At 42.0% G+C, this 12,668-nt stretch carries 13 protein-coding genes; 5 read left to right on the top strand and 8 right to left on the bottom strand.

The window, feature by feature from the left end; all coding sequences use genetic code 11:
* Position 1 precedes the first annotated feature (1 nt).
* The 4 genes from C9J12_RS11270 to C9J12_RS11285 are packed head-to-tail and all read left to right on the top strand — an operon-like array spanning position 2 to position 3,659.
* Entirely contained in the window at positions 2 to 964 is a 963-nt protein-coding gene (locus C9J12_RS11270; RefSeq protein ID WP_107242802.1) for an ABC transporter permease, read from the top strand.
* On the top strand, positions 951 to 1,838 hold the full coding sequence (sapC, locus tag C9J12_RS11275) for a putrescine export ABC transporter permease SapC (RefSeq protein ID WP_107242803.1): 888 nt from the start codon (positions 951 to 953) through the stop codon (positions 1,836 to 1,838). Before C9J12_RS11270 ends, sapC begins: the two co-directional genes overlap by 14 nt.
* A gap of 1 nt (position 1,839) precedes the next feature.
* A complete protein-coding gene (locus C9J12_RS11280) occupies positions 1,840 to 2,838 on the top strand; it encodes a peptide ABC transporter ATP-binding protein (RefSeq protein WP_107242804.1) in 999 nt (332 codons plus the stop codon).
* Entirely contained in the window at positions 2,835 to 3,659 is an 825-nt protein-coding gene (locus C9J12_RS11285) for a peptide ABC transporter ATP-binding protein (RefSeq protein WP_107242805.1), read from the top strand. The genes C9J12_RS11280 and C9J12_RS11285 overlap by 4 nt, the downstream gene beginning before the upstream one ends.
* Before the next feature lie 76 nt (positions 3,660 to 3,735).
* Here the strand turns inward: C9J12_RS11285 and pyrF are convergent, their stop codons facing one another.
* The 7 genes from pyrF to aroA all read right to left on the bottom strand — a co-directional run bounded on the left by pyrF (position 3,736) and on the right by aroA (position 10,540).
* The gene (gene pyrF, locus C9J12_RS11290) at positions 3,736 to 4,431 is read right to left on the bottom strand and encodes an orotidine-5'-phosphate decarboxylase (RefSeq protein ID WP_107242806.1); all 696 of its coding nucleotides are present in this window, start codon (positions 4,429 to 4,431) and stop codon (positions 3,736 to 3,738) included.
* A gap of 118 nt (positions 4,432 to 4,549) precedes the next feature.
* Entirely contained in the window at positions 4,550 to 5,719 is a 1,170-nt protein-coding gene (gene lapB, locus C9J12_RS11295; RefSeq protein WP_107242807.1) for a lipopolysaccharide assembly protein LapB, read from the bottom strand.
* Positions 5,720 to 5,725: 6 nt separating this feature from the next.
* Entirely contained in the window at positions 5,726 to 6,010 is a 285-nt protein-coding gene (locus C9J12_RS11300) for a LapA family protein (protein WP_011219114.1), read from the bottom strand.
* Positions 6,011 to 6,140: 130 nt separating this feature from the next.
* Entirely contained in the window at positions 6,141 to 6,431 is a 291-nt protein-coding gene (gene ihfB, locus C9J12_RS11305; protein ID WP_011219115.1) for an integration host factor subunit beta, read from the bottom strand.
* Between the two features lie 82 nt (positions 6,432 to 6,513).
* Positions 6,514 to 8,184: a 30S ribosomal protein S1 gene (gene rpsA / locus C9J12_RS11310; protein ID WP_107242808.1), complete on the bottom strand. Its 1,671-nt coding sequence runs from the start codon at positions 8,182 to 8,184 to the stop codon at positions 6,514 to 6,516.
* A gap of 112 nt (positions 8,185 to 8,296) precedes the next feature.
* Positions 8,297 to 8,983: a (d)CMP kinase gene (gene cmk / locus C9J12_RS11315; protein ID WP_107242809.1), complete on the bottom strand. Its 687-nt coding sequence runs from the start codon at positions 8,981 to 8,983 to the stop codon at positions 8,297 to 8,299.
* A 270-nt stretch (positions 8,984 to 9,253) separates the two neighbouring features.
* A complete protein-coding gene (gene aroA / locus C9J12_RS11320; protein WP_107242810.1) occupies positions 9,254 to 10,540 on the bottom strand; it encodes a 3-phosphoshikimate 1-carboxyvinyltransferase in 1,287 nt (428 codons plus the stop codon).
* Positions 10,541 to 10,731: 191 nt separating this feature from the next.
* On the opposite strand from aroA, the gene C9J12_RS11325 reads away from it, so the two are divergent.
* On the top strand, positions 10,732 to 11,160 hold the full coding sequence (locus tag C9J12_RS11325; RefSeq protein ID WP_107242811.1) for a nucleotide triphosphate diphosphatase NUDT15: 429 nt from the start codon (positions 10,732 to 10,734) through the stop codon (positions 11,158 to 11,160).
* A gap of 96 nt (positions 11,161 to 11,256) precedes the next feature.
* Here C9J12_RS11325 and C9J12_RS11330 read toward each other — a convergent pair whose 3' ends face one another.
* Positions 11,257 to 12,525 carry a DUF5666 domain-containing protein gene (locus C9J12_RS11330; protein WP_107242812.1) on the bottom strand — a complete coding sequence of 423 codons (1,269 nt, stop codon included), beginning with the start codon at positions 12,523 to 12,525 and terminating at the stop codon, positions 11,257 to 11,259.
* Positions 12,526 to 12,668: the final 143 nt, after the last annotated feature.

Raw genomic sequence — 12,668 nt, forward strand, 5'->3', positions numbered from 1 at the left:
TATGCTTATATATACCATTCGCCGATTAAATCTTTTTATCATCACTCTCGCTATTTTGACGATGATTGGTTTTAGCATTCTACGCTTAGACGAAGCATCAGCATGGAGCAGCCAACCATTTTGGAGTGGCTGGTTAAGCTACATTGAAGGATTAGCGCTGGGCAACCTCGGGCTTAATCAAAGTGGTGAACCCATTTTACATGAAGTCATGATGGTGTTTCCTGCTACGTTAGAACTGTGTTTTTTCGCATTTATATTATCGCTGTTTGTCGGTATACCACTGGGCACGATCGCCGGGGTAAGGCGTGGGCGATTTATTGATACCCTCATATCTTCAATCACCATCGTAGGATATTCCATTCCTTTATTTTGGCTAGCGATGCTGTTAATTTTAATGTTTTCACTCAACCTTGGTTGGCTACCCGTTGCTGGTCGCTACAGCCTGTTGTATGAAATCGATCACGTTACTGGGGTGGCGATCATTGATGTTTTATTATCGGATAAACCTTACCGTTCAGAAGCGCTAGCAGATGTTATTAGACACCTCGTTTTACCCACACTGGTACTGGCTACGGCACCAACAACGGAAGTGATACGGCTAACGCGTGCCTCGATCTCTGAAGTCATGACACAAAACTATATCAAGGTTGCGCAAACCAAAGGCTTATCAATGTTTGAAATTGTCAGACGCCACGGAATGAAAAACGCGATACCACCGATTATTCCAAAGTTGGGTATGCAATTTTCAACCATGATGACATTTGCAATGCTTACAGAATCAATTTTTAATTGGCCGGGCATTGGCCGTTGGTTATTAAACGCGATTGCAGAACAAAATTATGTGGCAATTCAAGCGGGTGTAATTACAGTGGCGAGCTTTATATTATTGGCCAATATATTGTCAGATCTTGCTGGTGCAGCTGTGAATCCGCTTGTAAGGAAAGAATGGTATGCTATCAAATAACATTTATCAGGAACAAAAAATCCCGACACAATGGGAGCGTTCATGGATCAATTTCAAAGCTAACTCATTAGCGATGTTTGGCTTGTGGTGTTTACTCATCCTGATTTTAATCACCATTACTGCCCAGTGGTTAGTGCCATATTCCCCTTACCATCAGGTTGGGGAGCTGCTTATGCCACCATCGTGGGATCAATCAGGTCATGTTGAGTTCTTTTTCGGTACCGATGATCTTGGTCGAGATATTTTAACCCGCCTAATACTCGGTTCTCAGCTCACATTTGGCTATGCACTATTAGTCGCTATTGCCGCAAGCCTAATCGGTTTTTTAATCGGTGTAACTGCAGGTATGACTCGCGGTTTGAAATCAAGCATACTAAACCATGTACTTGATACTGTTTTATCTATTCCCTCTTTATTATTAGCGATTATTGTTGTCGCTTATATGGGGCCAGGTGAAACCAATATTTTATTGGCAATATGGCTGGCATTAATTCCTCGATTTATTCGTGCCGTTTATACCGCTGTTCACACTGAAGTAGAAAAAGACTATATCATTGCTGCACGCCTTGATGGAGCAAACAACTTCTACCTACTGTATAACTCTATTTTGCCCAATATTTTAACCGTGATTACGACTGAATTAACGCGGGCTATCTCCATTGCTATTTTAGATATTGCTGCATTGGGCTTTCTTGGTTTAGGCGCGCAAGCACCCTCTCCTGAGTGGGGTTCAATTCTGGGAGATTCCATCGAATTAATTTACTTAGCACCTTGGACCGTAACCTTGCCAGGGCTTGCAATCATGTTTAGCGTTTTATCTGTAAACTTAGTAGGAGACGGACTCCGACAAGCATTAAATGCGGGGATTGATTAAAATGCCATTACTCGATATTCGTAACCTGACGATAGAGATTGATACCCCACAAGGTATGGTTAAAGCGGTAGATCGTATGAGCTTAACCATAAACGAAGGTGAAATCCGGGGGCTTGTGGGTGAATCAGGGTCAGGAAAAAGCTTAGTTGCTAAAGCCATTGCTGGTGTCACAAAAGACAACTGGAAAGTGACGGCCGATCGCTTGCGTCTAGGAGATGTCGATTTATTGGCTCTATCAGCACGTGAACGTCGAAAGATTGTGGGTCGTGAAATTGCGATGATCTTCCAAGAACCATCTTCTTGCCTTGACCCATCTGAAAATATTGGTGAGCAATTAGAAGAGGCCATACCTTCATCATCATTTTCAGGTCGATGGTGGCAACGTATTCATTGGCGTCAAAAACAAGCGATTGCACTGCTACACAAAGTTGGTATCAAAGAGCATAAGCGCGTAATGAAAAGTTACCCGTATGAACTGACCGATGGTGAGTGTCAAAAGGTAATGATTGCCATGGCGATTGCAAACCGCCCTCGCCTGCTTATTGCCGATGAACCAACCAATGATTTAGACCCGATTACACAGGCACAAATATTCCGCTTACTAAGCCGTATGAACCAATTAGGCAATACCACCATATTACTTGTAAGCCATGATTTAACGACCGTAACACAGTGGGCAGACCGTATTACCGTGATGTATTGTGGCCAATCTGTCGAATCAGGTAGCCGAAAGCAATTGCTGGAATCACCACACCACCCTTACACTGAAGCACTAATGCGAGCGATGCCTGACTTTAGCTTAGATGTGGCACATAAAAGTAAATTGGAAACCCTGCCAGGTTCTATCCCTCCTCTTCAGCATCTGCCTATTGGTTGCCGATTAGGTCCACGTTGCCCACATGCACAACGCAAATGTGTAGAAGTACCCAAACGTAGGAAGATAAAAAGCCATAAATTCAGCTGCCACTTCCCGCTGAATATGGAGGATAAAAAGAAATGAGTTCTTTACTTGAAGTCGATAACCTTCAAAAATCTTATCACTACCGTGCAGGGTTATTTCGCCGCCGTACTATTGAAGCAATTAAACCGATTTCTTTCAAGTTAGAAGCGGGAGAAACCATTGCATTTATCGGGAAAAATGGCTCTGGGAAATCAACGTTAGCCAAAATGCTTTCTGGCGTTGTTGAGCCTACCGCAGGTGAAATCCGAGTTAATGGTGAAGTGTTAGCACCTAAGGATTTTCAAACTCGGTGTAAATTAATCCGCATGATTTTCCAAGATCCCAATACATCGCTGAACCCACGCATCCAAATTGGTCGCATATTAGAAGGTCCATTAAAACGAAATACGAATATGACCCCACAAGAGCGTGAACGGCGTATCATGCTTACTTTGAAACGAGTAGGCTTACTGCCTGAACATGCGTATTTTTACCCTCAGATGCTTGCTACGGGTCAAAAACAACGTGTATCACTCGCACGTGCTCTGATCCTTCAGCCATGTATTATCGTTGCTGATGAGGCGTTAAATGGGCTAGATATGTCAATGCGGTCACAAATACTGAACTTGCTCTTAGAGCTTCAAGAAGAAATGGGCTTGTCATATGTGTATGTATCGCAACATATGGGCGTAGTTAAACACTTCTCAGATAAAGTGATCGTCATGCAAGATGGTGAGGTTGTAGAAAAAGGACCAACCGCAGAAGTATTCAGTTCGCCACAGCACTCACTGACTAAGAAACTATTAGATAGTCACTTCACTGCCCCAACACACGATAGAACCAATAGAATCAGTAAAGCGACACCCAAGATTAAATGTTAATTTGAATATAAAAACCCCGCTATTACTAGTAGGCAGTAGCGGGATTAGTAAACGTTTGCTTTTTATCGTAAAACAATTAAGCCAGTGATTGATTTATTTCAGCTAATACAGCAGCAGGATCAGTAGCCTGTGTAATAGGACGGCCGATAACTAAGTAATCAGACCCCGCATTAACGGCTTCAACGGGTGTCATCACACGACGCTGATCGCCAGCAGCACTACCAACAGGACGAATGCCTGGAGTAATTAACTGAAACTCTTTACCCAATGCTGATTTCAACATCGTTGATTCTTGAGCAGAACAAACTACGCCATCAAGACCACTGTTTTTAGTTAATCTTGCCAAGTTTAATACTTGTTCTTGTGGTGCGCAGGCAATACCAATACCCGCAAGATCTGATGCATCCATACTGGTTAATACCGTTACTGCAATCAATAAAGGACGATCTTTACCATACGGTTCTAGAATATCACGTGAAGCAGCCATCATACGTTCGCCACCACTTGCATGAACGTTCACCATCCAAACCCCTAACTCTGCCGCAGCGGCAACCGCACGCGAACAGGTATTTGGGATATCGTGGAATTTCAGGTCTAAAAATACAGAGTGACCACGCTCATGCAATTTACGCACGAAGTCAGGGCCATATAAAGTGAACATTTCTTTACCCACTTTTAGACGGCAGCTTCCCGGCTCAATACGGTCAACAAACGCTAATGCTGCATCTTGGTTCGGGTAGTCGAGTGCGACAATCACTTTAGGGTCTAACATTGAATCTCCTGCTTAGACTTCGTTTTAGAGTTAACTTGGCAACTTAAAAAAAGGGCTCACCATTAAGGTAGCCCTTTTACATTATTCAATTTTATAACCAGAAGAATACCCGCAGGTATTATTCACCATCTAAACCACGAATTGGCTTAATGGTGCCCCACCCTTTACACGAAGGACACTGCCAATATAAAGAGTGGGTGGCAAAACCACATTTATGGCAACGGTAGTGAGGCTTCATTTTAAGCTGCTCACCCACCAAATGGCGTAAACTGGTTAAACTTTCTTTTGCTCGGCCTTCTTCTGCTTCATCAAGGTGATAATCCATCAATTGATAGAAGCCTTTCATGGTCGGATTTTTTGTCAGCTGACGAGTCATAAACGTTTGAGCAACAATAGCTCCCTCACGTTTGCATATCTCATCAGCGAGCATTAATTCAGCCGTCGAGCCCGCTTTCATATCTACGCAATGTTGTAAATATTTCAACCAACCCGATTCATTATTTGTCGCTTCATAGCATTGAAGTAACAATGGCAAGGCTTCACCTACAAAATCAACTTCTTGCTCGGTAACACGTTCAAGCTGCTTAGACGCCGCTTTATAATCACCAGCCTTAATCAGAATACGTGCCATTGTTAGCGATGCACGTACGCAGTTTTTGTCAGCAGATAGGGCTTTCTTTAAACATTGCTTCGCCTTATCTTGATTTTGTGCCCCTATCTCAAGTATCGCAAGCTCACACCAATAATGGGCAATATCATGCTTAAGTTTGGGTTTTCCCATCTTAACGAGCTGATTTGCCATCTCTATCGCTTTTTCCCACTCGCGTGTTTGTTGATAAATAGACAACAACTGCTGCAGTGCACCTTTACGATGGTCTGGTTCATCAAGTAGCTGTTCAAAGATTTTTTCAGCGCGATCAAGAAAACCTGCAGCCATATAATCTTTTGCTAATTGCTGTAATGCGAGGTTTCGTTGGTCAATGGTTAGGTTGGGACGGGCGATAAGGTTTTGGTGGATACGAATTGCACGATCGACCTCACCCCTGCTTCGAAATAAGTTTCCCAAAGCAAGGTGAGTATCAATTGTTTCGCTATCAACTTGAAGCAACTCTATAAAAAGGTCTACCGCTTTATCAGACTGATCAGATAACAGTAGATTCAAACCTGTCACGTATTGACGTGACATGTGATGAGATTGCTCTTGGCGTTGATTACTAGCGCTCCTGTTACCCATATACCAACCGTAAGCGGCAGCAATAGGAAGTAACAGGAACAACAGCTCTAGCATTAAACGTTATTCCTTAATCGGCTCGGCACGAAGCTGATCTAACTCTTTCTGTTGCTTAACAACTTTCTTTGTTAGACGATTCTTAGAAAAGCGGGCTTTTAGATATAACATACCGCAAATCAGCCAACCAAGCCCAAAGCCTGAACCGAATGCAATTCCCAGTAAAGTCGATAACTGGAATTCTCCTTGAGCGGCAAGATAATTAAAATTAACAAGTTCTTGGTTTTGAGCACCTAATGCAAGGGTGATCAGAAAGCAAACCACTAAAATAAGAATGCTTATTATCTTCATTGTAAATCCTCAGGCTTGTTCAATAATTTGATGTCTTGATTATGCAGCAAATTTACTCGTCAGACCATGATCAATAGACATAAAAAAACGGCATACTAAGTAGTATGCCGTTTTTTTGTTCTATTCGCGGTTAAGCAGCAATTGCAGCATTAACACGGTCACGTAATTCTTTGCCTGGCTTGAAGTGAGGAACGTATTTACCATCCAGCTCAACTTTATCACCAGTCTTAGGATTACGACCTACGCGCGGAGCACGGTAATGTAAAGAGAAGCTACCAAAGCCACGGATCTCAATACGGTCGCCTTCTGCAAGGGTACCCGCCATGTGCTCAAGGATTTCCTTGATTGCATCTTCTACCTGTTTGGCAGAAAGATGTGTTTGTTGACTACATAGCCTTTCAATTAATTCAGACTTTGTCATAAACACTCCGTTTTTAGTATGTTTCTCAATAGTATAACCGTTTAGAGAGAAAATGCTAAAAGCCTTTTCTCTCTAAGCTCAATTATTCGCCTTTAGCAGCTTTGAAAGCGTCAGCCATAGCGTTACCGAACGAAGCTTCTTCTTGCTTGTTCAGGCTCGCCATTGCTTCTTGCTCTTCAGCAACATCTTTAGCACGAACAGATAGGTTAACTACGCGGTTCTTACGATCAACGCCTGTGAATTTAGCTTCAACAGAATCGCCAACAGAAAGTACTAGCGTTGCGTCTTCAACACGATCTACAGATGCTTCAGAAGCGCGAAGGTAACCTTCAACGCCTACAGCTAGTTCTACTGTTGCGCCTTTAGCGTCAACTGCAGTAACAGTACCGTTTACAAGAACACCTTTCTTATTATCAGCTACGTAGCTGTTGAATGGGTCTTCTTCGATCTGCTTAACGCCAAGAGAGATACGCTCACGCTCTGCGTCTACTGCTAGAACTACTGCAGAAATTTCGTCGCCTTTCTTGAAGTCACGAACTGCATCTTCACCAGTAACATTCCAAGAAATGTCAGATAGGTGAACAAGACCGTCGATACCGCCGTCAAGACCGATGAAGATACCGAAGTCAGTAATAGACTTGATCTTACCAGTTACGCGATCGCCCTTAGCTTGCATTTCTGCAAATGACTGCCATGGGTTAGCTTTACACTGCTTAAGACCTAGGCTGATACGACGACGTTCTTCGTCGATATCAAGAACCATAACTTCAACTTCGTCACCAACGTTAACAACTTTCGATGGGTGGATGTTTTTGTTAGTCCAATCCATTTCAGAAACGTGTACAAGACCTTCAACGCCTTCTTCGATTTCAACGAAGCAACCGTAGTCAGTAAGGTTAGTAACACGGCCAGAAAGCTTAGTGCTTTCTGGGTAACGCTTAGCGATTGCTACCCATGGATCTTCGCCAAGTTGCTTAAGACCTAGTGATACGCGAGTACGCTCACGGTCGAACTTAAGAACTTTAACGTTGATTTCATCGCCAACATTAACGATTTCGCTTGGGTGCTTAACGCGTTTCCAAGCCATATCAGTAATGTGAAGAAGACCATCAACACCGCCAAGATCAACGAATGCGCCGTAGTCAGTAAGGTTCTTAACGATACCTTTAACTTCCATACCTTCTTGTAGAGAAGCAAGTAGTTCGTCACGCTCAACGCTGTTTTCAGATTCGATAACTGCGCGGCGAGAAACAACAACGTTGTTACGCTTCTGATCAAGCTTGATTACTTTGAACTCTAGCTCTTTGTTTTCAAGGTGAGCAGTGTCACGAACTGGACGAACGTCTACTAATGAACCAGGTAGGAACGCACGGATACCGTTAAGTTCAACTGTGAAGCCGCCCTTAACTTTACCGTTGATGATACCAACAACTGTTTCAGCTTCTTCGTAAGCTTTTTCAAGCTGGATCCAAGCTTCATGACGCTTAGCTTTTTCACGAGAAAGTTTAGTCTCACCGAAACCATCTTCGATAGCGTCAAGTGCTACGTCAACTTCTGCACCAACTTCAATTTCAAGTTCGCCAGCGGCGTTCTTGAATTCTTCAACTGGGATAGAAGATTCTGACTTAAGGCCTGCATCAACAAGAACGTAACCGTTCGCGATAGCAATAACAGTACCTTTAACGATAGCGCCTGGACGTGTTTCGATTTCGTTTAGAGACTCTTCAAAGAGTAAAGCAAAAGATTCAGTCATTTAATTAATCTTCAATATGATAAACAACCATGGGTATCCTACCTCATGGGGTTGATAAAAAAGTCAGTTGTCATCCATGATACCGACAGCGCCTAACCGATTATTCGGTAGACTAGGATTTTTGTTCTAAAGCTTTTTCTATATAAGCGAATGCTTGGGCTGTAACTTGCTCTATTGACATATCAGTAGAGTCTAGCACCAAAGCATCTTCCGCGGGACGCAATGGCGCCACAGATCGATTACGATCTCGGTCATCACGTTCCTGAATTTCGCTTAAAAGGCTGCCAAAGTTAACATCTAAGCCTTTTTGTTGCAACTGATTCATACGGCGATTAGCACGTTCTTCTGCACTTGCATCTAGGAATATTTTTACGATCGCGTTAGGAAAAACAACGGTACCCATGTCACGACCATCAGCAACAAGACCAGGAGCATTACTGAAGGCACGTTGACGACGCAGCAATGCTTCTCGTACACGTGGTAATGCAGCCACTTTTGATGCTGCCATGCCCGTTTCTTCTTTACGTAATTCGCCAGAAACGTCTTCACCTTCTAGGATAACCTTAACTAAGTCACCTTCAGCTTTAAATTGCACATCTAAATGTGCAGCTAATGGTACTAAGCCGTCTTCAGATTCAAGGTCAACACCATGGTGAATGGCAGCAAGTGCTAATACTCGATAAATAGCGCCAGAGTCGAGTAAATGCCAGCCTAGCTTTTCTGCCAACAGCATACATAGAGTGCCTTTACCGGCACCACTTGGTCCATCAACGGTGATGACTGGAGCATGAGTAGACATAAGTTTCTCCGAAATTATTTCAGCAATCTTTTCGTTAAACAGCAAAACTGCTTACTAAACGGGGACGCATTATACGTAATAAAATCGAAAAGTTATATGCGAATCGAGAAAAGAATCTAGATAAACGTGTGCACCATAATTAACGTTGAAATTTTGAACAGCCAGATTTCATCATAACCTTTGTGCATATAGTAAAAAACCCACGACAACAACTTATTACTAGAACGAGTAAACGTTGCGTGGGCTTTACATTTGACTGATTAAAAAGACTTAAGCAGGCTGACTTAATTCTGCCAACTTATCGAAATAATCAGGGAAAGTTTTAGATGTGCATTTAGGATCGTTAATCGTAACAGGTGTATCGCTCAATGCGACTAGCGAAAAACACATTGCCATACGGTGATCGTCATAGGTATCAATCGTTGCATGCTGTAACTGTGTTGGCGGTACAATGGTAATGTAGTCATTACCTTCTTCAACCTCTGCGCCAACTTTACGTAACTCTGTCGCCATCGCCGTTAAGCGATCCGTTTCTTTCACGCGCCAGTTATACACATTGCGGATAGACGTTGTACCTTCTGCAAATAATGCTGCAACAGCAATCGTCATCGCGGCATCAGGAATATGGTTGAAATCCATATCGACGGCTTTTAATTCGCCACGACGAGCAATAACATAATTATCGCCCCATTCAATTTCAGCACCCATCATTTCAAGTGCATGTGCAAATTGAACATCGCCTTGAATACTCTTTTTACCAATGCCTGTCACTTTAACTTCACCGCCTTTAATCGCAGCGGCAGCTAAAAAATAAGAAGCAGATGACGCATCGCCTTCCACTAGGAAGTCACCAGCACCTTGGTATGTCTGCCCTGCAGGGATAAAGAACTCTTGGTAATCACGATTTTCTACCGTAACACCAAATTGCGCCATGATGTGCAACGTTATATCAATATAAGGTTTTGAAACTAAATCGCCTTTAATACGAATAACCGTATCAGCTGTTGCTAGAGGAGCCGCCATTAAGAAGGCGGTTAAAAACTGGCTTGAAATTGAACCATCAATCTCAACCTCTCCCCCGTGAAGACCTGTACCTGTGATTTTTAACGGTGGATAATTTTCATTTTCTAAATAGGTAACATCTGCGCCCGCGGTACGGAGTGCATCAACTAAGTGCCCTATAGGGCGCTCTTTCATTCGTGGTTCGCCAGTTAATACAAATTCACCCTGACTAAGGCAAAGTGCCGCAGCTAACGGACGCATTGCTGTACCTGCATTACCAAGGTATAGCTCTAAAGCTTGTGACGCATTGAATGCAGAACCAAGACCTTCAACTTCACAGACCGTTTTATCTGTTGATAATTGATAATTTACCCCTAGCTGTTTTAGTGCATTCAGCATATGGCGAATATCATCGCTGTCCAAAAGGTTAGTAAGGCGAGTCGTACCCTGTGCTAACGCTGCCAATAATAGTGCACGGTTAGAAACACTTTTCGAACCTGGTAGATTCACTTCCCCATTGATCTGACTTACTGGCTGTAACGTTAAACTTTCCATCTGTTATTCTTCAATCCTGTATTTTGGGCGTTTCTGCAGATTAGCGAATAATGCATCAGTTCGCTAGTACCATTTACCGATTCCTTCTTTATATAGCTTTTGGTCTAACCAGCAGTTACTCTAAACTTCGTCTTTTCGCTATTCGTAACACTTGTTTAAACGCGAAATTACCATTAAATAAGGAATCAAGTGTGAGCTCTGAAACACCTAAAGTCGGCATTGGTATTATTGTTGTAAATGACAAGGGTGAAATTCTGATTGGTAAACGTAAAAATAGCCATGCCCCTTACTATTCCATTCCTGGTGGGCATATGGAGATTGGTGAAACATTCACTCAGTGTGCAGCACGCGAAATGGAAGAAGAAACCGGGATTATTATTCGTAACCCTGAAGTCATCGCTATAACTAATAACCTCGCGACGTTTCATGAATCCGGCAAACACTACATAAGCGTTGCACTACTTGTGACTGATTTCACTGGCAACGCTGAACTAAAAGAACCTGATAAATGTGAAGGCTGGTTGTGGGTTAATCCTAAAGAAGTCCCGACTCCTCAATTTGATGCGAGTGAGCAATCTATTCAGTGTTATTTGAACAATACGTTTTGCATAAATGATTAATGCTATTCATTTGTGCCTAATAACCGAATGCCACCGATATATAGAAAAAGCGCCTTAGCGCTTTTTCTAATAATACAGTAGAAATATAATCTCAATTTAATCAGGATCTAAACGACAAAATGATAAGTTATTAGAAGCATCACGCTGACACTCTATTTCAACCCATTGCCCATTAAATAAACCTAATGAGCCATCGGATGACGCATAGCCCCAAATCGTATTTCCAGATACCTTACCTTCTAGGCTAATCTCGTTGTCTTTATCTTCTCTTTCGATTTCTTTTAAAACAAACTGTCCATTAACGTCTCGCCCATCGAGTTCAACCCACTGCCCGGCTAAGGAGTTTATCGTTAAACCATCATCAAACACCGTATTTGACCCAATAGGAAAATCAATACCGTTAATACTCACGACTGAGTTGCTATATGAGGCTTCACCTTCGACGTTAAACTCTCGCCCTTGAATGCCAGTATCATCATCAAAATCAACTTCAATTGCGATGAGTTTTCCATTAACCACTTTTAAATCAACATTGACTTTAAAACCAACCATTAGCATTGATTGGTTACCATCTTCATATCGTGTCGATTCATCAACCATTATGGTTGTTCGCTGATTAATTTCAAAAACAGTTTGAGTTGAATTAACCCATGAAATAATGCCTTCTACATCAGTGTCATCAAAATCTGACGCCGATTCCGCATCTACCTTAGACGCAATTATCTGCCCATTTTGATATTGACCATCGACCTCGACCCACAAACCATTTTGGATAACTTGAATATCATCTAAAATGGCATTCGAGTAATCAACAAGCACGTTGCCAATCATAAACGTGAATGCATTTACATCTAATTGAGATATCGACCCTTCTATCTCAGAAAAGGATAGAGCTGATATTTCATTAATCGATGTAACTTTCCAGCTTGAGTCGGCATGTACTTGAGCTGAAATTAACACCCAATCTCCCACCGTTATATCAGAGCTTAGCCCCGCGTAAGTAAACGTCGTATTATTAACAGTAATATTATCGTTAATAATTGCGGACACTTGACCTGTATATTCCGGATCTAATTTAATTTCATTTACAATATTGCCCATTAAATCAGCGCTGATGTGAGTACCTTTTGTAATAGTCTCTAACGGGTAAGTTTGAGATTGATATTGAACATTAGCATTGTCTGCATTCATCGTTAAATTGCTAACTGAAATACTTTTATCACTATAAGAAATATCATCAACATATCCATTTAATGTCTTCGATGTAGCTTGTGAATCAGCAGAAGTATCTGAACTAGAATCAGAATCACCGCCACAACCCACTAAAGCCACGCTAATTAGAGTGACCAATATCAATCGTTCCATAACCATACCACCTGAGAATACTGTTCTTTTTATAAACAATGTTATTCACGTAAAAATACAAACTGGAATATACATTTCGACTTAATTGAAACCTGAAGAGTATAGATAAGCTTGCAGATGACTATGTAAAGACTCTGCCTGAT

The sequence above is a fragment of the Photobacterium frigidiphilum genome, from assembly GCF_003025615.1.
Classification (GTDB): domain Bacteria; phylum Pseudomonadota; class Gammaproteobacteria; order Enterobacterales; family Vibrionaceae; genus Photobacterium; species Photobacterium frigidiphilum.

What these genes read in the sequence shown, in the direction of transcription:
- C9J12_RS11270 (WP_107242802.1), top strand. Translation starts at nt 2, where the DNA reads ATGCTTATATATACCATTCGCCGATTAAATCTTTTTATCATCACTCTC.
- sapC (WP_107242803.1), top strand. Translation starts at nt 951, where the DNA reads ATGCTATCAAATAACATTTATCAGGAACAAAAAATCCCGACACAATGG.
- C9J12_RS11280 (WP_107242804.1), top strand. Translation starts at nt 1,840, where the DNA reads ATGCCATTACTCGATATTCGTAACCTGACGATAGAGATTGATACCCCA.
- C9J12_RS11285 (WP_107242805.1), top strand. Translation starts at nt 2,835, where the DNA reads ATGAGTTCTTTACTTGAAGTCGATAACCTTCAAAAATCTTATCACTAC.
- pyrF (WP_107242806.1), bottom strand. Translation starts at nt 4,431, where the DNA reads ATGTTAGACCCTAAAGTGATTGTCGCACTCGACTACCCGAACCAAGAT.
- lapB (WP_107242807.1), bottom strand. Translation starts at nt 5,719, where the DNA reads ATGCTAGAGCTGTTGTTCCTGTTACTTCCTATTGCTGCCGCTTACGGT.
- C9J12_RS11300 (WP_011219114.1), bottom strand. Translation starts at nt 6,010, where the DNA reads ATGAAGATAATAAGCATTCTTATTTTAGTGGTTTGCTTTCTGATCACC.
- ihfB (WP_011219115.1), bottom strand. Translation starts at nt 6,431, where the DNA reads ATGACAAAGTCTGAATTAATTGAAAGGCTATGTAGTCAACAAACACAT.
- rpsA (WP_107242808.1), bottom strand. Translation starts at nt 8,184, where the DNA reads ATGACTGAATCTTTTGCTTTACTCTTTGAAGAGTCTCTAAACGAAATC.
- cmk (WP_107242809.1), bottom strand. Translation starts at nt 8,983, where the DNA reads ATGTCTACTCATGCTCCAGTCATCACCGTTGATGGACCAAGTGGTGCC.
- aroA (WP_107242810.1), bottom strand. Translation starts at nt 10,540, where the DNA reads ATGGAAAGTTTAACGTTACAGCCAGTAAGTCAGATCAATGGGGAAGTG.
- C9J12_RS11330 (WP_107242812.1), bottom strand. Translation starts at nt 12,525, where the DNA reads ATGGAACGATTGATATTGGTCACTCTAATTAGCGTGGCTTTAGTGGGT.